Origin of the sequence: Escherichia sp. MOD1-EC4550, assembly GCF_963876935.1 — a bacterium.
In the GTDB taxonomy this organism is placed as follows: Bacteria; Pseudomonadota; Gammaproteobacteria; order Enterobacterales; family Enterobacteriaceae; genus Escherichia; species Escherichia coli_F.
Window position 1 is genome coordinate 268,591 of record NZ_CAWNSE010000012.1, and the last position, 25,182, is coordinate 293,772.

Consider the following 25,182-nt stretch of genomic DNA (forward strand, 5'->3'; position numbering starts at 1 on the left):
ACAGTACCAGGTTACCCCAGTACTGTTGCTGTATGGATTAACAGGAGTGTAATCAAAATACGCCGATTTTGCACCTGTTCCGTGTTAGCGCGTCTTAATAACCAGACGATTACTCTGCTTGACTTCTTCCATAACAACGTATGTCCGCGTGTCATTGACGCCAGGCAGACGCAGCAGGGTTTCCCCTAGCAACTTACGGTAAGCCGACATATCCGGCACGCGTGTTTTCAACAGGTAGTCGAAATCACCGGATACTAAATGACACTCCTGAATTTCTTCAAGTTTTTGTACAGCGGTATTGAATTGTTCAAACACATCCGGTGCGCCACGATTCAGAGTAATCTCAACGAATACCAGAAGTGATGCATCCAGATAATGGGGGTTCAGCAGCGCTGTATAGCCCTGAATAAACCCTTGTCTTTCCAGCCGACGCACACGCTCAAGGCACGGCGTTGGGGAAAGTCCCACACGTTTAGAAAGCTCGACGTTAGAAATACGCCCATCCTTTTGCAACTCATTAAGAATGTTACGATCGATACGGTCGAGATCTTTGCCAGGGCGCTTCTTGCTATCTACCATTATTATTGTCTCTCTGTATTCCTTCCCTACTCCTGTCTGACCCTGAAACATCACTGTTCAGAGTCGCTACCCGTCACGATAGACCGAAATCATTAAGATTCACGGCGCGCAATGCCTGGTCTACGGTGAGAAGACCGTTGCCTGGTGGCAGCTATCGACATCACGAATGGCGTCTGTCCACGCCATACGTAGATTTCACTAGCACGGTAAACATGGTATTTACATGCATGGTTATGCGCATATAAGAATACTGTTTTTTTTCTTCCTCGAATGTTTTCGCAAAACACCAGGGGATTGTCAAAGCAAAACATCGATTTTTAGTACAACATGCCAGATATTCATTAACAGGGGCGTTTATTCATCATTTAATCGGCTTATAACGCGGGAAATTTAAGTAGCAGAGGTGATAATGCCGGAGGGAGTTTGACCTGCTTATCGATACTGCCGATTGCACAAATTGTTAACAAAATCGTCATACTCTTTTTTTACGTCTGTAAATTCCCTACAATCCTGCCCATTGTCTGCCAACAACTATGGGGATCTCATGGGCACGACCAAACACAGTAAACTGCTTATCCTGGGTTCAGGCCCGGCGGGATACACCGCTGCTGTCTACGCGGCGCGCGCCAACCTGCAACCTGTGCTGATTACCGGCATGGAAAAAGGCGGCCAACTGACCACCACCACGGAAGTGGAAAACTGGCCAGGCGATCCAAACGATCTGACCGGTCCGTTATTAATGGAGCGCATGCACGAACATGCCGCTAAATTTGAAACTGAAATCATTTTTGATCACATCAGCAAAGTAGATTTGCAGAATCGTCCGTTCCGTCTTACTGGCGATAGCGGCGAATACACTTGTGATGCGCTGATTATTGCCACTGGAGCTTCTGCTCGCTATCTCGGCCTGCCCTCTGAAGAAGCCTTTAAAGGGCGTGGAGTTTCTGCTTGTGCAACCTGCGACGGTTTCTTCTATCGCAACCAGAAAGTTGCGGTCATCGGCGGCGGCAATACCGCGGTTGAAGAGGCGCTGTATCTGTCTAACATCGCTTCGGAAGTGCATCTTATCCACCGTCGTGACAGTTTCCGTGCGGAAAAAATCCTCATTAAGCGTCTGATGGATAAAGTGGAAAACGGCAACATCATTCTGCACACCAACCGTACGCTGGAAGAAGTGACCGGCGATCAGATGGGCGTCACTGGCGTTCGTCTGCGCGATACACAAAACAGCGAAAACATCGAATCACTCGACGTTGCCGGTCTGTTTGTTGCTATCGGCCACAGCCCGAACACGGCTATTTTCGAAGGGCAGTTGGAACTGGAAAACGGCTACATCAAAGTGCAGTCGGGTATTCATGGTAATGCCACCCAGACCAGCATCCCTGGCGTCTTTGCCGCAGGCGACGTGATGGATCATATTTATCGCCAGGCCATTACATCTGCCGGTACAGGCTGCATGGCGGCACTTGATGCGGAACGCTACCTCGATGGTTTAGCTGACGCAAAATAATTTTACAAATCAGTAACAAAAGTAAAGAAGGCGACACCATGCGACTATGGGTCGCCTTTATTTTTTCCCCGTTGTAACATTGCTCTGCAAATAATTCTGATAACTCACCTGCTAAGCGTGCAATGAATAAATCCCGTCAAAAAGAGTTAACCCGCTGGTTAAAACAGCAAAGCGTCATCTCCCAACGTTGGCTGAATATTTCTCGTCTGCTGGGCTTTGTGAGCGGCATATTGATCATTGCCCAGGCCTGGTTCATGGCGCGAATTCTGCAACATATGATTATGGAGAATATTCCCCGTGAAGCCCTGCTGCTTCCCTTTACGTTACTGGTTCTGACCTTTGTACTGCGCGCATGGGTGGTCTGGTTACGAGAACGGGTGGGTTATCACGCCGGGCAGCATATCCGCTTTGCTATCCGACGTCAGGTTCTCGACCGTCTGCAACAAGCAGGGCCAGCGTGGATTCAGGGTAAACCGGCGGGGAGCTGGGCGACGTTGGTACTCGAGCAAATTGACGATATGCATGATTACTATGCACGCTACCTGCCGCAAATGGCGCTGGCAGTGTCGGTGCCGTTGCTGATTGTGGTGGCGATCTTCCCCTCTAACTGGGCTGCGGCGCTCATTCTGCTGGGCACTGCTCCGTTAATTCCGTTATTTATGGCGCTGGTTGGAATGGGGGCTGCCGATGCTAACCGACGCAACTTTCTCGCTCTTGCTCGCTTAAGTGGACATTTCCTCGATCGCCTGCGCGGCATGGAAACATTGCGTATTTTTGGTCGTGGCGAAGCTGAAATTGAAAGTATTCGTTCTGCTTCGGAAGATTTCCGCCAACGGACAATGGAAGTGTTACGGCTGGCGTTTTTATCCTCCGGCATTCTGGAATTCTTTACCTCGCTGTCGATTGCTCTGGTGGCGGTCTATTTTGGTTTCTCCTATCTCGGCGAGCTGGATTTTGGTCACTATGATACTGGTGTGACGCTGGCTGCGGGTTTTCTGGCCCTGATCCTTGCGCCGGAGTTTTTCCAGCCATTGCGCGATCTGGGTACGTTTTATCATGCTAAAGCCCAGGCTGTTGGCGCGGCGGACAGTCTGAAAACGTTTATGGAAACCCCGCTCGCCCATCCGCAGCGCGGTGAGGCTGAATTAACGTCGGCCGATCCGGTGACCATTGAGGCCGAGGATCTGTTTATCACGTCGCCGGAAGGTAAAACGCTGGCAGGTCCGTTGAATTTTACTTTGCCAGCAGGCCAACGAGCGGTGTTGGTTGGTCGTAGCGGTTCAGGTAAAAGCTCACTACTGAATGCGCTTTCCGGTTTTCTTTCATATCAGGGATCGCTACGAATCAACGGAATAGAATTACGTGATTTATCACCAGAATCATGGCGTAAGCATCTCTCCTGGGTTGGTCAAAATCCACAATTACCAGCAGCAACATTACGGGATAACGTACTGCTGGCACGACCTGATGCCAGCGAACAAGAGTTACAAACAGCACTGGATAACGCGTGGGTCTGTGAGTTTCTACCGCTCCTGCCACAAGGAGTTGATACGCCTGTTGGCGACCAGGCTGCCCGCCTTTCCGTAGGCCAGGCACAACGTGTGGCGGTGGCGCGTGCATTACTGAATCCCTGTTCGCTATTACTGTTGGATGAACCCGCAGCAAGCCTTGATGCTCACAGTGAACAGCGCGTAATGGAGGCGCTGAATGCCGCCTCTCTGCGCCAGACAACGTTAATGGTCACCCACCAGTTAGAAGATCTTGCTGACTGGGATGTCATTTGGGTAATGCAGGATGGTCAGATTATCGAGCAAGGACGTTACGCGGAATTAAGCGTGGCTAACGGTCCTTTTGCCACATTGCTGGCCCATCGTCAGGAGGAGATTTAAATGCGCGCTTTGCTACCCTATCTGGCTCTGTATAAACGTCATAAATGGATGTTAAGCCTTGGCATTGTGCTGGCAATTGTCACACTGCTCGCCAGTATCGGTCTGTTGACACTTTCCGGCTGGTTCCTCTCCGCCTCAGCAGTGGCGGGCGTTGCAGGACTGTACAGCTTCAACTATATGCTACCCGCTGCGGGCGTGCGTGGCGCAGCAATCACCCGTACTGCCGGGCGCTATTTTGAACGTCTGGTAAGTCACGACGCGACTTTCCGCGTGTTGCAGCATCTGCGCATTTACACCTTCAGCAAATTGCTCCCCCTCTCCCCAGCCGGACTGGCGCGCTATCGTCAGGGCGAATTGCTCAACCGCGTGGTGGCGGATGTTGATACGCTCGATCATCTTTACCTGCGCGTTATCTCGCCGCTGGTGGGCGCTTTTGTGGTGATTATGGTGGTGACAATCGGGTTAAGTTTCCTTGATTTCACCCTCGCCTTTACGCTGGGTGGCATTATGTTACTGACGCTTTTCCTGATGCCACCGCTGTTTTATCGTGCGGGAAAAAGCACCGGGCAAAATCTGACTCATCTTCGCGGGCAGTATCGCCAACAACTGACAGCCTGGCTGCAAGGGCAAGCTGAGCTGACCATTTTTGGTGCCAGCGATCGTTATCGCACGCAATTAGAGAATACTGAAATTCAGTGGCTGGAAGCGCAACGCCGTCAATCTGAACTGACAGCTTTGTCGCAAGCAATAATGCTGTTAATTGGCGCGTTAGCGGTGATCCTGATGCTGTGGATGGCGTCTGGCGGCGTTGGTGGCAATACTCAACCAGGCGCGTTAATTGCCCTGTTTGTCTTCTGTGCGTTAGCCGCGTTTGAAGCACTGGCACCAGTAACGGGTGCATTTCAGCATCTGGGGCAAGTCATTGCCTCTGCCGTACGGATCACTGATTTAACGGATCAAAAACCGGAAGTCACCTTCCCTGATAGCCAAACTCATGTTGCCGATCGTGTTTCGCTGACGTTACGGGATGTTCAGTTCACTTATCCGGAGCAATCCCAACAAGCACTGAAAGGGATTTCTCTTCAGGTAAACGCCGGAGAACATATGGCGATTCTCGGGCGAACCGGATGCGGTAAATCAACATTGTTACAACTGCTGACCCGCGCATGGGACCCGCAACAGGGCGAGATTTTACTTAACGATAGTCCCATAGCCAGCCTGAACGAAGCAACTCTGCGCCAGACCATCAGCGTTGTGCCACAGCGAGTGCATCTGTTTAGCGCCACGCTGCGTGATAATCTGTTACTCGCCTCGCCTGGCAGTAGTGATGAAGCTCTGGCGGAGATCTTGCGTCGAGTTGGTCTGGAGAAGCTGCTCGAGGATGCAGGTCTCAACAGTTGGTTAGGTGAAGGCGGACGCCAGCTCTCCGGTGGTGAACTGCGCCGTCTGGCTATCGCCCGTGCGCTGTTACATGATGCGCCACTGGTATTGCTGGATGAACCTACCGAAGGCTTAGATGCCACAACTGAAAGTCAGATCCTTGAATTACTTGCAGAAATGATGCGTGAGAAAACGGTGTTAATGGTCACCCATCGACTTCGCGGGCTCTCTCGTTTCCAGCAAATAATAGTGATGGACAACGGGCAAATTATTGAGCAAGGTACTCACGCAGAACTGCTTGCCCGACAGGGGCGTTATTACCAGTTTAAGCAGGGTTTGTAAGCTATTATTGAACGATCCGACTTGCGTGGGGTTTTGCGGTCATGCGCCTGGTTCAGCTTTCTCGCCATTCAATAGCCTTCCCTTCCCCGGAAGGCGCATTACGTGAGCCTAACGGCCTGCTGGCACTGGGGGGCGATCTTAGCCCTGCGCGCCTGTTAATGGCTTATCAGCGTGGTATTTTTCCGTGGTTTTCTCCAGGCGACCCCATCCTCTGGTGGTCGCCCGATCCTCGCGCGGTACTATGGCCTGAATCATTGCATATCAGCCGTAGTATGAAACGATTTCATAAACGCTCGCCCTATCGTGTCACGATGAATTACGCCTTTGGTCAGGTCATTGAAGGCTGTGCCAGCGATCGCGAAGAAGGAACCTGGATCACGCGTGGCGTGGTCGAAGCCTACCATCGCCTTCACGAACTCGGTCATGCCCACTCCATCGAAGTCTGGTGTGAAGATGAGCTTGTCGGCGGTATGTACGGCGTGGCCCAGGGAACGCTATTTTGTGGCGAGTCTATGTTCAGCCGGATGGAAAACGCGTCCAAAACAGCGCTACTGGTCTTCTGTGATGAATTTATCCGTCACGGTGGCAAACTTATCGACTGCCAGGTCCTTAACGATCACACAGCTTCGCTTGGTGCCTGCGAAATTCCCCGCCGGGATTATCTAAATTATCTCAATCAAATGCGCCTCGGACGATTGCCGAATAATTTCTGGGTACCACGGTGCTTGTTTTCACCACAAGAATGAATGTTTTCGGCACATTTCTCCCCAGAGTGTTATAATTGCGGTCGCAGAGTTGGTTACGCTCATTACCCCGCTGCCGATAAGGAATTTTTCGCGTCAGGTAACGCCCATCGTTTATCTCACCGCTCCCTTATACGTTGCGCTTTTGGTGCGGCTTAGCCGTGTGTTTTCGGAGTAATGTGCCGAACCTGTTTGTTGCGATTTAGCGCGCAAATCTTTACTTATTTACAGAACTTCGGCATTATCTTGCCGGTTCAAATTACGGTAGTGATACCCCAGAGGATTAGATGGCCAAAGAAGACAATATTGAAATGCAAGGTACCGTTCTTGAAACGTTGCCTAACACCATGTTCCGCGTAGAGTTAGAAAACGGTCACGTGGTTACTGCACACATCTCCGGTAAAATGCGTAAAAACTACATCCGCATCCTGACGGGCGACAAAGTGACTGTTGAGCTGACCCCGTACGACCTGAGCAAAGGCCGCATTGTCTTCCGTAGTCGCTGATTGTTTTACCGCCTGATGGGCGAAGAGAAAGAACGCGTAAAAGGTCGGTTTAACCGGCCTTTTTATTTTGTACGAAGAACGTTGGAAGTATAAGTACATAACTTGTCTCGATGTAGATATACTGCACAACTTGTTTACAGTATGAGCAAACGAGAATTGTCAGTAAAATTCTTCTTGACCGTTTTACTCCAACTCCCTATAGTAGCGCCCCGTTGCCCCCCATGAGGTCAGGCAGCAAAACAATTTGGTGAGGTGTCCGAGTGGCTGAAGGAGCACGCCTGGAAAGTGTGTATACGGCAACGTATCGGGGGTTCGAATCCCCCCCTCACCGCCATATTTGAAGAAGAGCTCGTACGAAAGTACGGGCTTTTTTTTCGCATTTTATCTGCCTGTACGGCAGTGAACGGTATAAAAATCGAGTTTTTCTTTCGGTTGGCTTTCTAAGCTGCCTGTACGGCAGTGAACTCAAATACTACACGTTTAGCTCGTTGTTAATAAAGAAAAATCATCTCATTTTCCTGCTGCCACCCTTTTTTATTCTTACCTTCCAGCACCATTAATTATCAACAACTTACCTTCACCTCCAAAAATAGGGTTTTCACCATTCCACCCTACAAATAAAAAGTCCGTAACCTCTTTCGAGATTACGGACTTCACCAACCTACCTAACAATTAGATTAATGCGCTGCTTCCGCCTTGTGCTTTTGTGCACTCTGAAATCCGTAAGTCAGCTCATTTTTCTCTTTATCCAGCGCAACCGTCACCTGACCGCCGTCCACCAGCGAACCAAACAACAGTTCGTTGGCGAGCGGTTTTTTCAGGTTGTCCTGGATGACACGCGCCATCGGACGTGCGCCCATTGCCCGGTCGTAACCTTTCTCGGCCAGCCAGTCACGCGCTTCCTGGCTCACTTCCAGAGAAACACCTTTCTGATCCAACTGAACCTGCAACTCGACGATGAATTTATCCACTACCTGATGGATCACGTCGGTGGAGAGATGATCGAACCAGATAATGTTGTCGAGACGGTTACGGAATTCCGGTGTAAAGATCTTCTTGATCTCTTCCATCGCATCGGTGCTGTTATCCTGGTGGATAAGACCAATGGATTTACGCTCAGTTTCCCGCACCCCGGCATTAGTGGTCATCACCAGCACCACGTTACGGAAGTCCGCTTTGCGTCCGTTGTTATCGGTCAGCGTACCGTTGTCCATCACCTGCAACAGAATATTGAACACGTCCGGGTGCGCTTTCTCGATTTCGTCCAGCAGCAGCACCGCATGAGGATGCTTGATGACCGCATCAGTCAGCAAACCGCCCTGATCAAAACCAACGTATCCCGGAGGCGCACCAATCAGACGGCTGACGGTATGGCGTTCCATATACTCGGACATATCAAAGCGCAGAAGCTCAATGCCCAAAGCTTTCGAAAGCTGTACCGTCACCTCTGTTTTCCCGACCCCGGTAGGGCCGGCAAACAGGAACGAACCGACTGGTTTATGTTCGTGACCTAAACCTGCACGCGCCATCTTAATGGCTTCAGTCAGCGCCTCAATGGCTTTATCCTGACCGAAGACCAGCATTTTCAGGCGATCGCTGAGGTTTTTCAGGGTATCGCGGTCACTCTGAGAAACACTCTTCTCTGGAATGCGCGCAATACGGGCCACCACGGACTCAATATCCGCCACATTAACGGTTTTCTTGCGTTTGCTTACCGGCATCAGGCGTGCGCGAGCGCCCGCTTCGTCGATAACGTCAATGGCTTTATCCGGCAGATGACGATCGTTAATGTATTTCACCGCCAGCTCTACCGCTGCACGCACCGCTTTTGCGGTATAACGCACGTCATGGTGCGCTTCGTACTTCGGTTTCAGGCCGTTGATGATCTGTACGGTTTCTTCGATCGACGGTTCAGTAATATCAATTTTCTGGAAGCGACGCGCCAGAGCACGGTCTTTCTCGAAAATGTTGCTGAACTCCTGATAGGTTGTCGAACCAATTACGCGAATTTTACCGCTTGAGAGCAACGGTTTGATCAGGTTAGCCGCATCAACCTGACCACCAGAGGCTGCACCCGCACCGATAATGGTGTGGATCTCATCAATAAACAGGATGCTGTTAGTGTCCTGCTCCAGCTGCTTGAGCAACGCTTTAAAACGTTTTTCAAAGTCGCCGCGATATTTTGTGCCCGCTAACAGAGAACCGATATCGAGAGAGTAAATCGTACAGTCAGCCATCACTTCCGGCACATCGCCCTGAACAATTCGCCAGGCAAGACCTTCCGCAATCGCGGTTTTGCCGACACCGGATTCCCCCACCAGCAGCGGGTTGTTTTTACGGCGACGGCAGAGAACCTGAATAGCACGCTCCAGCTCCTTCTCACGACCAATCAGTGGGTCGATTCCGCCCACACGCGCAAGCTGATTCAGGTTCGTCGTGAAATTCTCCATACGTTCCTCCCCACCAGCTTGTTCTTCGCTGTTTGGCTGGCTGCCAGGATCAGAAGACTGTGTCGGCTCGTCTTTACGCGTGCCATGAGAGATAAAGTTCACCACATCGAGACGGCTGACTTCATGTTTGCGCAACAGATATGCCGCCTGCGACTCCTGTTCGCTAAAGATAGCGACCAGAACGTTTGCACCGGTAACCTCATTGCGACCGGAGGACTGGACATGGAAGACCGCACGTTGCAGTACACGCTGAAAACTCAGCGTTGGCTGTGTGTCGCGCTCCTCTTCACTGGCAGGCAGAACGGGTGTGGTTTGTTCAATAAAGGCTTCCAGTTCCTGACGGAGCGCAACCAAATCCACGGAACACGCTTCCAGCGCCTCCCGGGCAGATGGGTTACTGAGCAGCGCCAGTAACAAGTGCTCGACGGTCATAAACTCATGACGGTGCTCGCGCGCTCTGGCGAAAGCCATATTTAAACTGAGTTCCAGTTCTTGATTGAGCATAGGCACCTCCCCCAATTTTTATGCCTGCATTCAGGCTTTTTCTAGCGTACACAGCAATGGATGCTCATTCTCCCTCGCGTACTTGTTCACCATCGCCACTTTGGTTTCTGCAACCTCGGCGGTAAAGACTCCGCAAATGGCCTTCCCCTGGTAGTGAACAGCGAGCATCAATTGCGTTGCACGTTCTACATCATAAGAAAAGAATTTTTGTAACACGTCAATAACAAACTCCATCGGAGTGTAATCATCATTGACTAATATCACTTTATACATAGATGGCGGTTTTAGCGCGTCGCGAACTTTTTCTTCCGCCAGTTGATCAAAGTCCAGCCAGTCGTTCGTTTTACCCATTGTCAGTTATCATCTTCGGTTACGGTTATCGGCAGAACGCCCTGCCGCTGACAAGAGCTTATTTGCCTGACCAATCTACTCCACATGATAGATAACTATCATCTATCGTTGGCATCAGCGACATCTGTCACATTCCTGTCAATAGCGTTAACTGCTTCAAATTTTTGATTCATACCTGCCCCCTGGCCCCTGTCAAATGCTTGACGGCTCGCCCTAATTCTCTAAATTGTATTTCTAGAGTTGGCGAGGTTTTGAACAGCCCCCTCTCTGACCCCGGTTTATTCCATCTTACTTGTATAAGATTTGCGAAGGATGTCGAAGCATGGAAAAGGGTACTGTTAAGTGGTTCAACAATGCCAAAGGGTTTGGTTTCATCTGCCCTGAAGGCGGCGGCGAAGATATTTTCGCTCATTATTCCACCATTCAGATGGATGGTTACAGAACGCTAAAAGCTGGACAATCCGTTCAGTTTGATGTCCACCAGGGGCCAAAAGGCAATCACGCCAGTGTTATTGTGCCCGTCGAAGTAGAAGCGGCAGTCGCATAGCTCTTCTGTCTCATTGTGTACATCCTACAGGCAAAATGCCAGCCCGATCGGCTGGCATTTTTATCTCAAAAATTACTCTCGTGCCAAAGCATCTACTGGATCCAGTCGTGCCGCATTTCGTGCGGGTAACCAGCCAAATAAAATCCCGGTGACCGTCGAGCAGAGAAACGCCAGCAGCAGTGCCAACGGTGAAAAACCGATCTCCCAACCGGGTAAGAAAAGCTGCAAGGTGAAAGCAATTAACAGTGACAGTGTTATTCCCAACGCACCGCCGACCAGACAAACCAGCACGGCTTCGATCAGAAACTGTTGCAAAACATCGCTTGCTCGCGCACCTACAGCCATGCGAATGCCAATTTCCCGCGTCCGCTCGGTCACTGACACCAGCATAATATTCATTACACCAATACCGCCCACCACCAGCGAAATCACCGCCACCAGCGTCAGAAACAGTTGTAAAGTACGTGTGGTCTTTTCAACGGTTTTCAAGACGCCGTCCATGTTCCAGGTAAAGAAATCCTTCTTACCGTGGCGCAGTGAAAGTAAACGCGTGAGTTGCTGTTCCGCCTCGGCGCTGTCAAAGCCCTCTTTCACCCTGACAGTAATAGAGTTCAGCCACGACTGGCCCATAACTCGCCCGGACATCGTGCTGTAAGGTAGCCAGACACGCAGCACTTTACTGCTACCAAACATCGACTGTTTTTCCTCTGCCACGCCGATGACTCTCGCTGGCATATTACCAACCAAGATAACCTCGCCAACCACATTTGCTTTATGGGGGAAAAGCTGACGGCGAGTATTGCTGTCGAGAACCACGACTTGCGCACGGCCATTCAGCTGTTCCTGATTAAAGGTATTCCCTTCGCTGAAGGTCATGCCATAGACATTGAAATAATCGCCGCTCACGCCATTGGCACTGGCAGCCACATCGACATTGTTATAACGCAGGCGCAGGTTTTGCGAGACGGCAGGTGTGGCTGAGGCGACCCACGGTTGTTTTTGGATGGCGATTAAGTCGTCGTACTTCAGCGCCTGCTGATATTGCGGATCGTCATCGCCAAAATCTTTCCCGGGATAGACATCAATAGTATTCGTACCAATAGAACGAATATCCGCCAGCACCATTTGTTTGGCGGCGTCGCCGACCACGACAATGGAAACCACCGACGCAATACCGATAATAATCCCCAGCATGGTCAGTAAAGTACGCATTTTATTCGCTGCCAGCGCCCGCCACGCCATCGTCAGCGCCTCGTTAAAACCGCTGACAAACTGCCGCCAGCCAGACGCCGTGTTGATAACAGGCTCCGTCCCGCCAGCAACATTCACTTTTTCAATGGCGGGAGGATTGCGCACAATTTCGCCGTCGCGAATTTCGATCACCCGCTCGGCCTGAGCAGCGACCTGCGGATCGTGGGTAACGATAATCACCGTATGCCCGCGATCGCGCAGCTGATGCAGGATCGCCATCACCTCTTCGCCAGAATGACTGTCCAGTGCGCCGGTTGGTTCATCGGCAAGAATTACCTGACCGCCGTTCATCAATGCCCGCGCGATGCTGACGCGCTGTTGCTGACCACCCGAAAGCTGTGCCGGGTAATACTCTGTACGGTCTTCCAGCCCCAGTCGTTGCAGTAACTCCTGGGCGCGAAGCAACCGCTGTTTCCGCTCAAGACCGGCATAGACGGCGGGTACTTCAACGTTCTGCTCGGCGGTTAAATGTGAAAGCAAATGGTAACGCTGGAAAATAAAGCCGAAGTGTTCGCGACGCAGTTGCGCCAGCGCATCGGCGTCCAGCATGGCAACATCCTGACCGGCGACGCGATAGGTGCCGCTGGTGGCCTTATCCAGGCAGCCGAGAATATTCATCAGGGTCGATTTACCGGAACCCGAAGCGCCGACAATCGCCACCATCTCACCAGCATAAATATCGAGGCTGATGCCCTTCAGCACCTCAACCTGCTCGTCACCGGCAGGATAGCTGCGACGAATATCCTTTAATTCGAGCAAGGGCGTCATTGTGCAGCTCCTGGTTTGGCCTCACCAATCACCACTTCATCGCCCGCTTCCAGCCCTTTGACAATCTCAACATCGGTATCGTTACGTGCGCCAATCGTCACTTCACGCTCGCGTGTTTCACCATTACGCAACAATTTGACTTTATAACGATTATCACCGACTGGATCGCCTAACGCCGACAGAGGGATCGTCAGCACATTTTTCACATCGGTGAGCTGAATATGCACTTGCGCGGTCATATCCAGCCGCAGCAAACCATTGGGGTTTGGAACTTCAAAACGGGCGTAATAGAAAATAGCGTCATTAACCTTTTCCGGCGTCGGTAGCACATCCTTGATTTGCCCCTCGTAGCGCGTCAGCGGATCGCCAAGCACTGTAAACCAGGCTTTTTGCCCCGGCTTCAGGTGAATTACATCCGCTTCAGAAACTTGCGCTTTTACCAGCATGGTACTCATATCTGCCAGCGTCAAAATGTTCGGTGCTTGTTGTGCGGCAATCACCGTCTGACCTTGCAGAGTGGTGATTTGCGTGACTTCCCCGGCCATCGGGGCAACGATGCGGGTGTAATCGAGATTGGTTTTAGCCGTATCGAGTGAGGCCTGATTGCGCTTGATTTGTGCGTCAATGGTGCCAATTTGCGCCTGTTTCACAGCCATCTCCGTCGCGGCGGTATCGAGATCCTGCTGTGAAACCGCCTGCGTTTGTGCAAGACGTTGCTGACGGGAATACGTCACCCGCGCCAGTTTCAGCTCCGCTTCCGCCTGCTGCCGCTGCGCGCGTAGCTCCATCAGCGTTGCTTCCACCTCCTTGATCTGGTTTTCAGCTTGTTCAGGATCAATAACCCCTAAAAGCTGGTCTTTTTTTACTTTATCGCCAATCGCCACCGACAGCGTTTTCAACTGACCGCTGACCTGCGCGCCCACATCAACCTTACGCAGCGCGTCCAGCTTTCCGGTCGCCAGCACGCTTTGCTGTAAATCACCGGGGCGCACAATCAGCGTCTGATAAGTCGGCACGGGTGCGTTAAGAATTCTCCATAACGTAATCAGCCCGGCAATGACTATCACCAGCGCAATAACGTAACGCTTCTTCACGGTTTTCCGCTTTTTCATAAATATTCTGAATACTCCATATGCCAATCCGGGTCATTAACTTCAACGAAATATCAACAAAACCCTAAAATTTACGTTAGTAATCACACTATTGATGTTTGGTTAAGATACGCCATGGTGAAATCGACGTTATGTATAACCATTGATTTCATGAATATGTCGCAGCTAACTGAACGGACCTTTACGCCATCTGAATCTCTCAGCAGCCTGTCACTTTTTCTTAGTCTGGCACGTGGACAGTGTCGGCCGGGTAAATTTTGGCATCGCCGTAGTTTTCGCCAGAAATTTTTGCTGCGCTCGTTGATTATGCCGCGTTTAAGCGTTGAGTGGATGAACGAACTTTCCCACTGGCCGAATCTCCATGTGTTGTTAACGCGCCAGCCGCGACTGCCTGTGCGTCTGCATCGCCCTTACCTTGCGGCGAATCTTAGCCGCAAGCAATTGCTGGAGGCGTTACGTTACCATTATGCATTGCTTCGTGCCTGCATGTCGGCAGAAGAATTCAGCTTATATTTGAATACTCCCGGGCTGCAACTGGCGAAGCTGGAAGGCAAAAACGGCGAGCAGTTCACACTTGAGCTGACCATGATGATCTCAATGGATAAAGAAGGTGACAGCACAATCCTGTTCCGCAACAGCGAAGGTATTCCTCTGGCAGAGATCACCTTTACTCTGTGTGAATACCAGGGGAAAAGAACAATGTTTATTGGCGGGCTGCAAGGTGCGAAATGGGAAATTCCACATCAGGAAATCCAGAATGCGACGAAAGCCTGCCACGGGCTATTTCCCAAACGTCTCGTGATGGAAGCGGCCTGTCTGTTTGCCCAACGTTTGCAGGTAGAGCAGATCATTGCCGTCAGCAATGAAACGCATATTTACCGCAGCCTGCGTTATCGCGATAAAGAGGGCAAGATCCATGCAGATTACAACGCTTTCTGGGAATCGGTTGGCGGCGTATGTGACGCTGAACGCCATTACCGCCTTCCGGCACAGATAGCACGAAAAGAGATTGCCGAAATCGCCAGTAAAAAACGGGCTGAATATCGTCGGCGCTATGAGATGCTCGACACTATTCAGCCACAAATGGCCACGATGTTTTGTAGTTAATCTGCCCGACCGCGCGCCAGCCACAGCACGCGTGAGAACATTTTTTTCAGCAGCGTCGGTACGGAGTCCACACCACGACGGCCGGCCTCCATTGCCACTTCAATGGCAAGATCGGGTTTGGAAGAGCGATGGATCGCTTTCGAGATAATTTTACGCAGATTCATCGGCACATTTTCCGGGATCTGCGCCACGCGGTGGAACACATCAGAAAATCCCTGGCGATACATAAAATGTTCCATATCCAGCGCCGGTAACGCCGTTAAATGTTCTCGTTCGGCTTCCCGATCGTTATTCAACAGGCTGCGTACCGTAGCGGCATACTTCTTCCCGGCTTCATCGCCATCGACCAGTACATGCCATTCAATCCCCATTCGACGGGCAAATTTAACCAGTGGCTTTAGCCCGGACTGGGCAAACTCAATGACCTTGATCCCTTCGGCATCAAAATGATGTCCACACTGACGCGCCAGTTCATTGATAACCCAGGTTTCCGTTTCGCCTTCCACCAGCAGCCAGCAGCGAGCAAACAGCGATGACGGACGGTTAAAACGAATGTGGAAAGAGATACGTCGGCTGTCTTCGGTACTCAAGCCACTCGGCCCCAGACGCCAGGCGGCAACGCGAGAGGACTCACGTACCAGACGGCAAACATGCTCTACCGGCGTTAACGAAAGCAACTCACCCGAGTTGGTGGTGGCAATGCGCTGCAATGGCAGAAGATTCAACAGATGCCAGGCAACTGAAAGCATAATAGGGTGTAAACGCGTTTCTGGATCTTCAATCAGCAATAATGGACGTGCGTCTTTATCCAGCCGCAATGTGCCTTTTGCCTGCAATAAAGTAGCAAACAGGCCGAGCAAAATAACCCGATACGAGCGCCCTCCAGGCCGGTCAATCATCCGGTTGATGATATCCAGATAGCGCCAGCTTCGTTGCTCATTACTGGCCCGCCGCCGCATTAAACGATATCGCGCTTGTCCAGCCCCCTGCTCAGAGAAATAATGCTCAAGCAGCTGCACCATTGCGGAAAGTCCCTGACGAATCTGTCCATCAGAGAGATTTTGCGGATGTGAGGATAATTCACGGGCGAGGAAATCGAGTTGGCGCGCGGTGACTTCCACATTAGGGACATTTGGCACCGTGCCGTTACGAATACGGCGCATAAAACGGGCATCACGCAAGCGCAGCACCGGCATTAAACGCACCAGATGGCGTGCCTGATCGTTAATATCCTCGACATCAATCGGATGTCCGTCTTTATCGAGAAAACTGCGGAGTGTCATCACACTGCCATCTTCCGCACTCTCCCCTTCCAGGCGATAAAAAATTCGATGATAACCATCGGTGCATGGCGTCCAGCATGCTTCCAACGGTCGATAGCGGCGTACCCGATGACGGCCTGGCAGCGATTCGCGGAAGGTCAAAATAATATGCAGATGATGTTCCCGCCCGTTGATATCTCCCGGCGGAAACCAGAAATCGTCGCGCTCAAAATGGTAGAGATCTGATTCTGGCGATAGCAGCAGGGTTAAGGCGTCCAGCAAGCTGGATTTACCCCACGCGTTCTCCCCAATCAGGACGTTGTTTTGTTCCAGCATCAACGATAAACGGTTGATACCGCGAAAACCCACAATTTCAACGCGCTCAAGAATCATATCCCCTCCAGAAATATGTGACTTATCCTTTACGCTGGCAGTATAACGGGAAAGGCCGTGCTAATACGTGATGACATCACATTTAAGCATGGCAAATGTCTGAAAAATGAGCGAATAATCGCGTTATACTCCCTCTTGCTGATAAGTCTGCAAAAACAACAAAATCAAATAATTAGCATGATAAATTATTTTTTATTACGCCTAAAGGATTAAATCTTTTGCTTGCACTACACTGTCAATCAGACAAATGACTATATGGGGCAACCCGCTGTTGCCCTAAATCAAATTTACTGGATTTATTTATCTGGTGAATGACTCGCCTTCGTTTTTAAAATAGCCGCGCATTATTTCCGTCGTCACTTTTTTACGACGCCCCTATAAAACGACCATATTTTTCACAGGGTCAATTTTTAATTGAGGTGGATATGTTCAGAAAATTAGCAGCTGAATGTTTTGGTACTTTCTGGCTTGTTTTTGGTGGCTGTGGTAGTGCCGTACTGGCCGCAGGCTTCCCGGAATTAGGCATTGGTTTTACCGGCGTAGCGCTGGCATTCGGTTTAACCGTTCTGACGATGGCCTTCGCTGTTGGTCATATTTCTGGTGGTCATTTTAACCCGGCGGTCACTATTGGCTTATGGGCTGGCGGACGTTTTCCGGCAAAAGAAGTCGTTGGCTACGTAATTGCCCAGGTTGTCGGCGGTATTGTTGCAGCGGCGCTGCTGTATTTAATTGCCAGTGGTAAAACGGGATTTGACGCGGCAGCCAGCGGTTTTGCTTCTAACGGTTATGGCGAGCATTCACCAGGCGGTTATTCCATGCTTTCCGCGCTGGTAGTTGAACTGGTATTGAGTGCAGGTTTCTTGCTGGTGATCCACGGCGCAACCGACAAATTCGCTCCGGCGGGTTTTGCACCAATTGCCATTGGTCTGGCATTAACGCTGATTCACTTAATCAGTATTCCGGTGACTAACACTTCCGTTAACCCGGCGCGCAGTACTGCGGTTGCCATCTTCCAGGGCGGCTGGGCGTTAGAACAACTGTGGTTCTTCTGGGTAGTGCCAATTATCGGCGGTATTATCGGTGGTCTGATTTACCGGACTCTGCTGGAAAAACGTAATTAATTAACGCAGAAGGCCTGGCGCAATGTCAGGCCTTTTTTAAATATATTGATTCATCTTCCTGTTGCGCTCCTTGATGTGTTAAGCCACATATAGTCACTGGCGCAGGGAGCGCGCAGGGGGCGGCCAATCGCCGCTAGCGCGGTCCCCTCATCTTATTCCTTTCGGCTATCGGGTACGGGCGCGAGGTAACATATATGGACGCTCCCGGAATGCAATGCATTCTTCAGTTATGTAATAAAACGGGTAGGTGCAGCCATATATCCGGTTTCTGATGGGATTTTTATCCCGAACCATGATGAAATCCGCCAGGCAGGTACCAATCATCCTCTACGGGCTAACTTGCCCTTGTTACCTCTCGGTGTATCCTGCCTGCGGTCTTACCTGTTTTGCCATCTTCTGAAGTCACCTGCACCTACCAGGACGTTAACTTTTTTTCAGCACCTCGTCAGATTGACTGACCTTGTGTCAGGCGAGCTGCCGAGGTTGATATTCAGTATTGTGTGACAACATTGACCACATGATCCTCGCTGTTTTTGCCGCCATGGCGACAACAGCTACATTGTAGTGCTTCCGCTCAAGGAGTCCCTGAAGCCAGGAATTCTCCTCAACCGCACCGTTTCGGTTGACCCAGGCGGTAAGTGCGCGTGCGCCGTGAACCAGCAGGTATCGGAAATATCCATCTCCACGTTTGCTGATCCCTCCAAGTTGCTGTTTCCCGCCGCTGGAATGTTCCTTTGGTGTCAGCCCCAGCCATGAAGCGAACTGCTTTGCGGTACTGAATTGTCGGGCATTACCCACTGCTGCTACCACATAAGTGGCCGTTAGCATGCCAACCCCCGGGATCTTGGCCATTCTCTGGCAGGCTTCCTGCGTTCTATACCAGGAGGCCAGAGCTTCTTCTACCTGTTTAACTTGTTCTTCAAGTTCCCGGATATGTTTAGACTGTCTGTAGATGCTGGTTCTGACAAAGGGAGATAAACCATTTTCGCCATCCTCCAGAATGGCTGGCAGCTCACGTGTTAAATGGCTTTGTCCGGCCGCAATCGTAATACCAAACTCAGCAAGTGTGGCTCTTAAACTATTGGCACAGGCAATCCGCTCACGGATAAGTATTCCCCGTTCAGTGTGTAACGCTAAAACGGCCTGCTGCTCTTCGGTTTTTATCTGAACAAAACGCATATTCGGGCGGGTTACCGCTTCGCAGATTGCTTCAGCATCTGCTGCATCCGTCTTGTTCGTTTTCACATAAGGCTTCACATACTGCGGAGGTATGAGTTTTACCTCATGACCATAGCGGGTGAATAATCGCGCAAAATAATGACTGGATGAGCAGGCTTCCATGCCAATCAGACAAGGTTCCAGTTGAATCACAAACTGAACAAACTTAGCCCGGGTGAGCTTTTTACGCAAAATAGTATGGCCTTCATGATCGACACCATGAAGCTGAAAAACGTTCTTTGCCAGGTCGATACCAAGAGTTGATACTTTCATGTGGACGCTCCTAATTTTTCAGGACGTATTGCAACGATCCAGTCTGGTACTTTGATACCGTAAAATCTGGAGCGTCCATCTCATTATCCCGGTAAAACGCGCCCTCAGCCCACATCCATGTGGGCTGCCCCGGCCTTCAGGGAACGCCTCGGCGATTTTGACGCCACCAACACCGGTGCGGTTTGTAATTAAAGCGCAAGAATATCTTTAAATGAAAATGAATACCCTACCGATCCTTATGCATAACATTTCCTTTTAATTGCAACTTTACTCGTCCTTCTGCTTTCAGTAGTGTGTCATCGCGCATTTCGAATCTTCTTTGCAAGGACTGGGTTTTCATGTTTTCTGGGCTGTTAATCATTCTGGTTCCCCTGATTGTGGGTTACCTCATTCCGCTTCGCCAAAAAGCTGCATTAAAGGTTATTAATCAGCTATTAAGCTGGATGGTTTACCTTATTCTCTTTTTTATGGGTATCAGTCTGGCGTTTCTCGATAACCTCGCCAGTAACCTGTTGGCGATTCTGCATTATTCCGCCGTCAGTATTACCGTTATTTTACTGTGTAATATTGCCGCCCTGATGTGGCTGGAGCGAGGCCTACCGTGGCGCAACCACCATCAGCAAGAAAAACTCCCGTCACGTATTGCGATGGCGCTGGAGTCCCTCAAGCTCTGCGGTGTGGTGGTGATTGGCTTTGCTATTGGCCTTAGCGGATTAGGTTTCTTACAACACGCTACGGAAGCCAGCGAATACACGTTAATTCTGCTACTTTTCCTCGTCGGTATTCAGTTGCGCAATAATGGCATGACCTTAAAGCAGATTGTCCTTAATCGCCGGGGAATGATTGTCGCTGTGGTGGTGGTGGCCAGTTCTTTAATTGGTGGTTTAATTAACGCCTTTATTCTTGATCTTCCCATCAATACCGCGCTGGCAATGGCTTCCGGTTTCGGCTGGTATTCTCTTTCCGGTATTTTATTGACCGAATCTTTTGGTCCGGTAATCGGGAGCGCGGCGTTTTTTAATGATTTGGCCCGTGAGCTGATTGCTATTATGTTGATCCCTGGGCTGATTCGCCGTAGCCGCTCGACTGCACTGGGCTTATGCGGTGCAACCTCGATGGATTTCACCCTGCCCGTTCTTCAACGTACTGGCGGGCTGGATATGGTCCCGGCGGCGATTGTTCACGGTTTTATTCTCAGCCTGTTAGTACCTATCCTCATCGCCTTTTTCTCCGCGTAATACCTCTCTGGCGGTAGATCCCTGCCGCCAAAATTGCGCTAAATCAATCTCCCTTAAAGTTGCATGAAAAATCCCTTTTATCCCCGTGTTAAGCGTCTTAATCTTAAACATGTATATTAAATATAACTTTAAAGGGTGTGATCATGTTTTGTGTGCAATGTGAACAAACTATCCGTACTCCGGCAGGAAACGGCTGCTCATACGCGCAGGGGATGTGTGGTAAAACGGCGGAAACCTCTGACCTTCAGGATTTACTCATCGCGGCGCTGCAAGGGCTTTCAGCCTGGGCGGTAAAAGCGCGTGAATACGGCATCATCAACCATGACGTTGACAGCTTCGCGCCGCGCGCATTTTTCTCAACCCTGACCAACGTTAACTTCGATTCTCCGCGTATTGTCGGCTACGCCCGTGAAGCAATTGCCCTGCGTGAGGCGCTGAAAGCACAGTGCCTGGTTGTAGATGCCAACGCCCACGTCGATAACCCGATGGCTGACCTGCAACTGGTGAGTGACGATCTCGGCGAGCTGCAACGTCAGGCGGCGGAATTTACTCCCAATAAAGATAAAGCGGCGATTGGCGAAAACATTCTCGGCCTGCGTCTGCTCTGCCTTTATGGCCTGAAAGGTGCTGCCGCCTATATGGAACACGCGCACGTTCTCGGTCAATATGACAACGATATTTACGCCCAGTACCATAAAATCATGGCATGGCTGGGTACCTGGCCTGCCGATATGAACGCACTTCTCGAGTGCTCCATGGAAATCGGCCAGATGAACTTCAAAGTGATGAGCATTCTGGACGCAGGCGAAACCGGTAAATACGGTCACCCGACGCCAACTCAGGTCAACGTCAAAGCAACGGCGGGTAAATGCATTCTGATTTCCGGTCACGATCTCAAAGATCTCTACAACTTGCTGGAACAGACCGAAGGCACGGGCGTTAATGTCTACACTCACGGCGAAATGCTGCCTGCCCACGGCTACCCGGAGCTGCGTAAATTCAAGCATCTGGTCGGTAACTACGGCAGCGGCTGGCAGAATCAGCAAGTAGAGTTCGCTCGTTTCCCTGGCCCCATCGTGATGACCTCGAACTGTATCATCGATCCAACCGTAGGGGCTTATGACGATCGTATCTGGACCCGCAGCATCGTTGGCTGGCCGGGTGTGCGTCATCTGGATGGTGATGATTTCTCAGCAGTTATTGCCCAGGCACAACAAATGGCGGGCTTCCCGTACAGCGAAATTCCGCACCTGATCACCGTGGGCTTTGGTCGTCAGACGCTGCTTGGCGCAGCCGATACGCTGATTGATCTGGTAAGCCGTGAAAAACTGCGTCATATCTTCCTGCTCGGTGGCTGTGACGGCGCACGCGGCGAGCGCCACTACTTCACCGATTTCGCCACCAGCGTGCCAGATGACTGCCTGATCCTGACTCTCGCCTGCGGTAAATATCGCTTTAACAAACTTGAGTTCGGCGATATCGAAGGTCTGCCGCGTCTGGTAGATGCTGGTCAATGTAACGATGCTTACTCAGCGATTATTCTGGCTGTCACTTTGGCAGAAAAACTGGGCTGCGGTGTCAACGATCTGCCGTTGTCGCTGGTACTCTCCTGGTTCGAACAAAAAGCGATTGTTATTCTGCTGACGCTGCTTTCTCTGGGCGTGAAAAATATCGTTACCGGCCCGACTGCACCTGGCTTCCTGACGCCAGACCTGCTGGCGGTGCTGAACGAGAAATTCGGCCTGCGTTCTATCACCACTGTTGAAGAAGACATGAAGCAACTGTTGAGCGCGTAAGGAGTTTGTCGATGACGATGCCAACCAATCAATGCCCGTGGCGGATGCAGGTTCATCATATTGCGCAAGAAACGCCGGATGTGTGGACGATTTCCCTGATTTGCCACGATTACTACCCATATCGCGCCGGGCAATATGCACTGGTCAGCGTGCGAAACTCAGCGGAAACGCTGCGTGCTTACACCATTTCCTCCACGCCAGGCGTGAGTGAATACATCACTCTGACCGTGCGGCGGATTGATGACGGTGTCGGTTCCCAGTGGCTGACCCGCGATGTAAAACGCGGTGACTACCTCTGGCTTTCGGACGCGATGGGGGAATTTACCTGCGACGATAAAGCAGACGATAAATTCCTGTTGCTGGCGGCCGGCTGCGGCGTCACGCCGATTATGTCGATGCGTCGCTGGCTGGCGAAAAACCGTCCGCAGGCTGATGTGCAGGTGATCTACAACGTGCGTACGCCGCAGGATGTCATTTTCGCGGATGAGTGGCGTAATTACCCGGTGACACTGGTGGCGGAAAATAATGTTACCGAGGGATTCGTTGCCGGACGCCTGACTCGCGAACTGCTGGCCCGCGTTCCTGATTTAGCCTCGCGTACTGTAATGACCTGTGGCCCGGCTCCGTATATGGATTGGGTAGAACAGGAAGTGAAAGCGCTCGGCGTGAAGCGTTTCTTTAAAGAGAAGTTCTTTACGCCAGTGGCGGAAGCAGCAACCAGCGGTCTGAAATTCACCAAACTGCAACCGGCGCAAGAATTTTACGCACCTGTTGGCACCACACTGCTGGAGGCTTTGGAAAGCAACAAAGTTCCGGTTGTCGCCGCCTGCCGTGCAGGTGTTTGCGGCTGCTGTAAGACGAAAGTAGTTTCCGGTGAATATACGGTGAGCAGCACGATGACGCTGACCGACGCCGAAATCGCAGAAGGTTATGTACTGGCCTGCTCCTGCCATCCGCAGGGGGATTTGGTTCTCGCATAATCGTATTATGCCCGATGATATACCTGTCATCGGGCAGTTTAACCGTTAGTGCCTCATTTTTCTCCCATCTCTTCCCCCTCCGTCAGATGAACTAAACTTGTTACCGTTATCACATTCAGGAGATGGAGAACCATGAAACAAACGGTTGCAGCTTATATCGCCAAAACACTCGAATCAGCAGGGGTAAAACGCATTTGGGGAGTCACGGGCGACTCTCTGAACGGTCTTAGCGACAGTCTTAATCGCATGGGCACCATAGAGTGGATGTCCACCCGTCATGAAGAAGTGGCGGCCTTTGCCGCTGGCGCTGAAGCCCAACTTAGCGGGGAACTGGCGGTCTGCGCCGGATCATGCGGACCTGGCAACCTGCACTTAATCAACGGTTTGTTCGATTGTCACCGTAATCACGTTCCGGTACTGGCAATTGCCGCTCATATCCCTTCCAGCGAAATTGGCAGCGGCTATTTCCAGGAAACCCACCCGCAAGAGTTATTCCGTGAATGTAGCCATTATTGCGAGCTGGTTTCCAGCCCGGAGCAGATCCCACAAGTGCTGGCGATTGCTATGCGTAAAGCGGTGCTAAACCGTGGCGTTTCGGTTGTCGTTTTACCGGGCGACGTGGCGCTAAAACCTGCACCGGAAGGGGCAACTACCCACTGGTATCACGCCCCCTTACCCGTTGTCACACCTGAAGAAGAAGAGTTACGCAAACTGGCGCAACTGCTGCGTTACTCAAGCAATATCGCCCTGATGTGCGGTAGCGGCTGCGCGGAGGCGCATAAAGAGCTCGTCGAGTTTGCCGGAAAAATTAAAGCGCCTATTGTTCATGCCCTGCGCGGTAAAGAACATGTCGAATACGATAATCCGTATGATGTCGGAATGACGGGATTAATCGGCTTCTCGTCAGGTTTTCATACCATGATGAACGCCGACACGTTAGTGCTGCTCGGCACCCAATTCCCCTACCGTGCGTTCTACCCGACCGATGCCAAAATTATTCAGATTGATATCAACCCGGCCAGCATCGGCGCACACAGTAAGGTGGATATGGCACTGGTCGGTGATATCAAATCGACTCTGCGTGCATTGCTGCCTTTAGTGGAAGAAAAAACCGATCGCAAATTTCTGGATAAAGCGCTGGAAGATTACCGCGATGCCCGCAAAGGGCTGGACGATTTAGCTAAACTGAGTGAGAAAGCCATTCACCCGCAATATCTGGCGCAGCAAATTAGCCATTTTGCTGCCGATGACGCCATTTTCACCTGTGATGTCGGCACACCAACGGTATGGGCGGCGCGTTATCTGAAAATGAACGGCAAGCGCCGCCTGTTAGGTTCGTTTAACCACGGTTCAATGGCCAACGCCATGCCGCAGGCGCTGGGTGCTCAGGCGACAGAGCCAGAACGTCAGGTGGTCGCCATGTGCGGTGATGGTGGTTTCAGTATGTTGATGGGCGATTTTCTCTCAGTGGTACAAATGAAGCTGCCAGTGAAAATTATCGTCTTTAACAACAGCGTGCTGGGCTTTGTAGCGATGGAGATGAAAGCCGGAGGCTACCTGACAGACGGCACCGAACTGCACGACACCAACTTTGCCCGTATCGCTGAAGCGTGCGGTATTACGGGCATCCGCGTAGAAAAAGCCGCTGAAGTCGATGAAGCCTTGCAACGCGCCTTTTCCATCGACGGCCCGGTGCTGGTGGATGTGGTAGTCGCGAAAGAAGAGTTAGCCATTCCGCCGCAGATCAAACTCGAACAGGCCAAAGGATTTAGCCTGTATATGTTGCGCGCAATCATCAGCGGACGCGGTGACGAAGTGATCGAACTAGCGAAAACGAACTGGCTAAGGTAAAAAGGGTGGCA

General features: G+C 51.1%; 20 protein-coding genes and 1 tRNA gene. 13 read left to right on the top strand and 8 right to left on the bottom strand.

Going from position 1 to position 25,182, the window contains the following annotated elements; genetic code table 11:
• Positions 1-84: 84 nt before the first annotated feature.
• A complete protein-coding gene (gene lrp / locus AACU19_RS08605) occupies positions 85-579 on the bottom strand; it encodes a leucine-responsive transcriptional regulator Lrp (protein WP_000228473.1) in 495 nt (164 codons plus the stop codon).
• Between the two features lie 544 nt (positions 580-1,123).
• Between lrp and trxB the strand changes: the two genes are divergently transcribed.
• The 6 genes from trxB (at position 1,124) to AACU19_RS08635 (ending at position 7,283) form a co-directional block, all read left to right on the top strand.
• Entirely contained in the window at positions 1,124-2,089 is a 966-nt protein-coding gene (trxB, locus tag AACU19_RS08610; RefSeq protein WP_105278099.1) for a thioredoxin-disulfide reductase, read from the top strand.
• A 122-nt stretch (positions 2,090-2,211) separates the two neighbouring features.
• Positions 2,212-3,978, top strand: coding sequence for a heme ABC transporter permease/ATP-binding protein CydD (cydD, locus tag AACU19_RS08615; protein WP_105278100.1), 1,767 nt, complete (start codon positions 2,212-2,214; stop codon positions 3,976-3,978).
• Positions 3,979-5,700, top strand: a complete 1,722-nt coding sequence (gene cydC, locus AACU19_RS08620) for a heme ABC transporter ATP-binding protein/permease CydC (protein WP_105278101.1) — start codon at positions 3,979-3,981, stop codon at positions 5,698-5,700. It abuts the gene before it with no gap.
• 41 nt (positions 5,701-5,741) lie between these two features.
• Complete coding sequence (aat, locus tag AACU19_RS08625) at positions 5,742-6,446, top strand: leucyl/phenylalanyl-tRNA--protein transferase (RefSeq protein WP_032183842.1); 705 nt, start codon at positions 5,742-5,744, stop codon at positions 6,444-6,446.
• A 284-nt stretch (positions 6,447-6,730) separates the two neighbouring features.
• Positions 6,731-6,949, top strand: coding sequence for a translation initiation factor IF-1 (gene infA, locus AACU19_RS08630; protein ID WP_001040187.1), 219 nt, complete (start codon positions 6,731-6,733; stop codon positions 6,947-6,949).
• 246 nt (positions 6,950-7,195) lie between these two features.
• A tRNA-Ser gene (locus AACU19_RS08635) sits at positions 7,196-7,283 on the top strand.
• Positions 7,284-7,626: 343 nt separating this feature from the next.
• On the opposite strand, the gene clpA is transcribed toward AACU19_RS08635, so the two are convergent.
• The 3 genes from clpA to yljB all read right to left on the bottom strand — a co-directional run bounded on the left by clpA (position 7,627) and on the right by yljB (position 10,427).
• Positions 7,627-9,903 (bottom strand): ATP-dependent Clp protease ATP-binding subunit ClpA, encoded by a 2,277-nt coding sequence (gene clpA / locus AACU19_RS08640; RefSeq protein WP_105278102.1) that lies wholly within the window; start codon positions 9,901-9,903, stop codon positions 7,627-7,629.
• A gap of 30 nt (positions 9,904-9,933) precedes the next feature.
• Positions 9,934-10,254, bottom strand: coding sequence for an ATP-dependent Clp protease adapter ClpS (gene clpS, locus AACU19_RS08645; protein WP_000520781.1), 321 nt, complete (start codon positions 10,252-10,254; stop codon positions 9,934-9,936).
• Between the two features lie 98 nt (positions 10,255-10,352).
• Positions 10,353-10,427, bottom strand: coding sequence for a protein YljB (gene yljB / locus AACU19_RS08650; RefSeq protein ID WP_001406719.1), 75 nt, complete (start codon positions 10,425-10,427; stop codon positions 10,353-10,355).
• A 149-nt stretch (positions 10,428-10,576) separates the two neighbouring features.
• On the opposite strand from yljB, the gene cspD reads away from it, so the two are divergent.
• Positions 10,577-10,801, top strand: coding sequence for a cold shock-like protein CspD (gene cspD, locus AACU19_RS08655; RefSeq protein ID WP_000410785.1), 225 nt, complete (start codon positions 10,577-10,579; stop codon positions 10,799-10,801).
• A gap of 72 nt (positions 10,802-10,873) precedes the next feature.
• Here cspD and macB read toward each other — a convergent pair whose 3' ends face one another.
• Positions 10,874-12,820, bottom strand: coding sequence for a macrolide ABC transporter ATP-binding protein/permease MacB (macB, locus tag AACU19_RS08660; protein WP_039020462.1), 1,947 nt, complete (start codon positions 12,818-12,820; stop codon positions 10,874-10,876).
• Positions 12,817-13,932 (bottom strand): macrolide transporter subunit MacA, encoded by a 1,116-nt coding sequence (macA, locus tag AACU19_RS08665; protein ID WP_000746460.1) that lies wholly within the window; start codon positions 13,930-13,932, stop codon positions 12,817-12,819. The genes macB and macA overlap by 4 nt, the downstream gene beginning before the upstream one ends.
• 150 nt (positions 13,933-14,082) lie before the next feature.
• On the opposite strand from macA, the gene AACU19_RS08670 reads away from it, so the two are divergent.
• Positions 14,083-15,039, top strand: coding sequence for a VirK/YbjX family protein (locus AACU19_RS08670; RefSeq protein WP_138983876.1), 957 nt, complete (start codon positions 14,083-14,085; stop codon positions 15,037-15,039).
• On the opposite strand, the gene AACU19_RS08675 is transcribed toward AACU19_RS08670, so the two are convergent.
• The gene (locus AACU19_RS08675) at positions 15,036-16,694 is read right to left on the bottom strand and encodes an ATP-dependent endonuclease (RefSeq protein ID WP_000599806.1); all 1,659 of its coding nucleotides are present in this window, start codon (positions 16,692-16,694) and stop codon (positions 15,036-15,038) included. The genes AACU19_RS08670 and AACU19_RS08675 overlap by 4 nt on opposite strands.
• Positions 16,695-17,119: 425 nt before the next feature.
• Here AACU19_RS08675 and aqpZ point away from each other — a divergent pair, with 425 nt between their 5' ends.
• On the top strand, positions 17,120-17,815 hold the full coding sequence (aqpZ, locus tag AACU19_RS08680; protein WP_001354877.1) for an aquaporin Z: 696 nt from the start codon (positions 17,120-17,122) through the stop codon (positions 17,813-17,815).
• 465 nt (positions 17,816-18,280) lie between these two features.
• Here the strand turns inward: aqpZ and AACU19_RS08685 are convergent, their stop codons facing one another.
• The gene (locus AACU19_RS08685) at positions 18,281-19,306 is read right to left on the bottom strand and encodes an IS110 family transposase (protein ID WP_000868863.1); all 1,026 of its coding nucleotides are present in this window, start codon (positions 19,304-19,306) and stop codon (positions 18,281-18,283) included.
• Positions 19,307-19,644: 338 nt separating this feature from the next.
• On the opposite strand from AACU19_RS08685, the gene lysO reads away from it, so the two are divergent.
• From lysO to poxB, 4 genes are all read left to right on the top strand, one after another.
• A complete protein-coding gene (lysO, locus tag AACU19_RS08690; RefSeq protein WP_000491128.1) occupies positions 19,645-20,544 on the top strand; it encodes an L-lysine exporter LysO in 900 nt (299 codons plus the stop codon).
• A gap of 143 nt (positions 20,545-20,687) precedes the next feature.
• Positions 20,688-22,340, top strand: a complete 1,653-nt coding sequence (gene hcp, locus AACU19_RS08695) for a hydroxylamine reductase (RefSeq protein WP_105278103.1) — start codon at positions 20,688-20,690, stop codon at positions 22,338-22,340.
• Between the two features lie 11 nt (positions 22,341-22,351).
• Complete coding sequence (hcr, locus tag AACU19_RS08700; RefSeq protein ID WP_105278104.1) at positions 22,352-23,320, top strand: NADH oxidoreductase; 969 nt, start codon at positions 22,352-22,354, stop codon at positions 23,318-23,320.
• Between the two features lie 132 nt (positions 23,321-23,452).
• Positions 23,453-25,171 (top strand): ubiquinone-dependent pyruvate dehydrogenase, encoded by a 1,719-nt coding sequence (gene poxB, locus AACU19_RS08705; RefSeq protein WP_105278105.1) that lies wholly within the window; start codon positions 23,453-23,455, stop codon positions 25,169-25,171.
• Positions 25,172-25,182 lie beyond the last annotated feature (11 nt).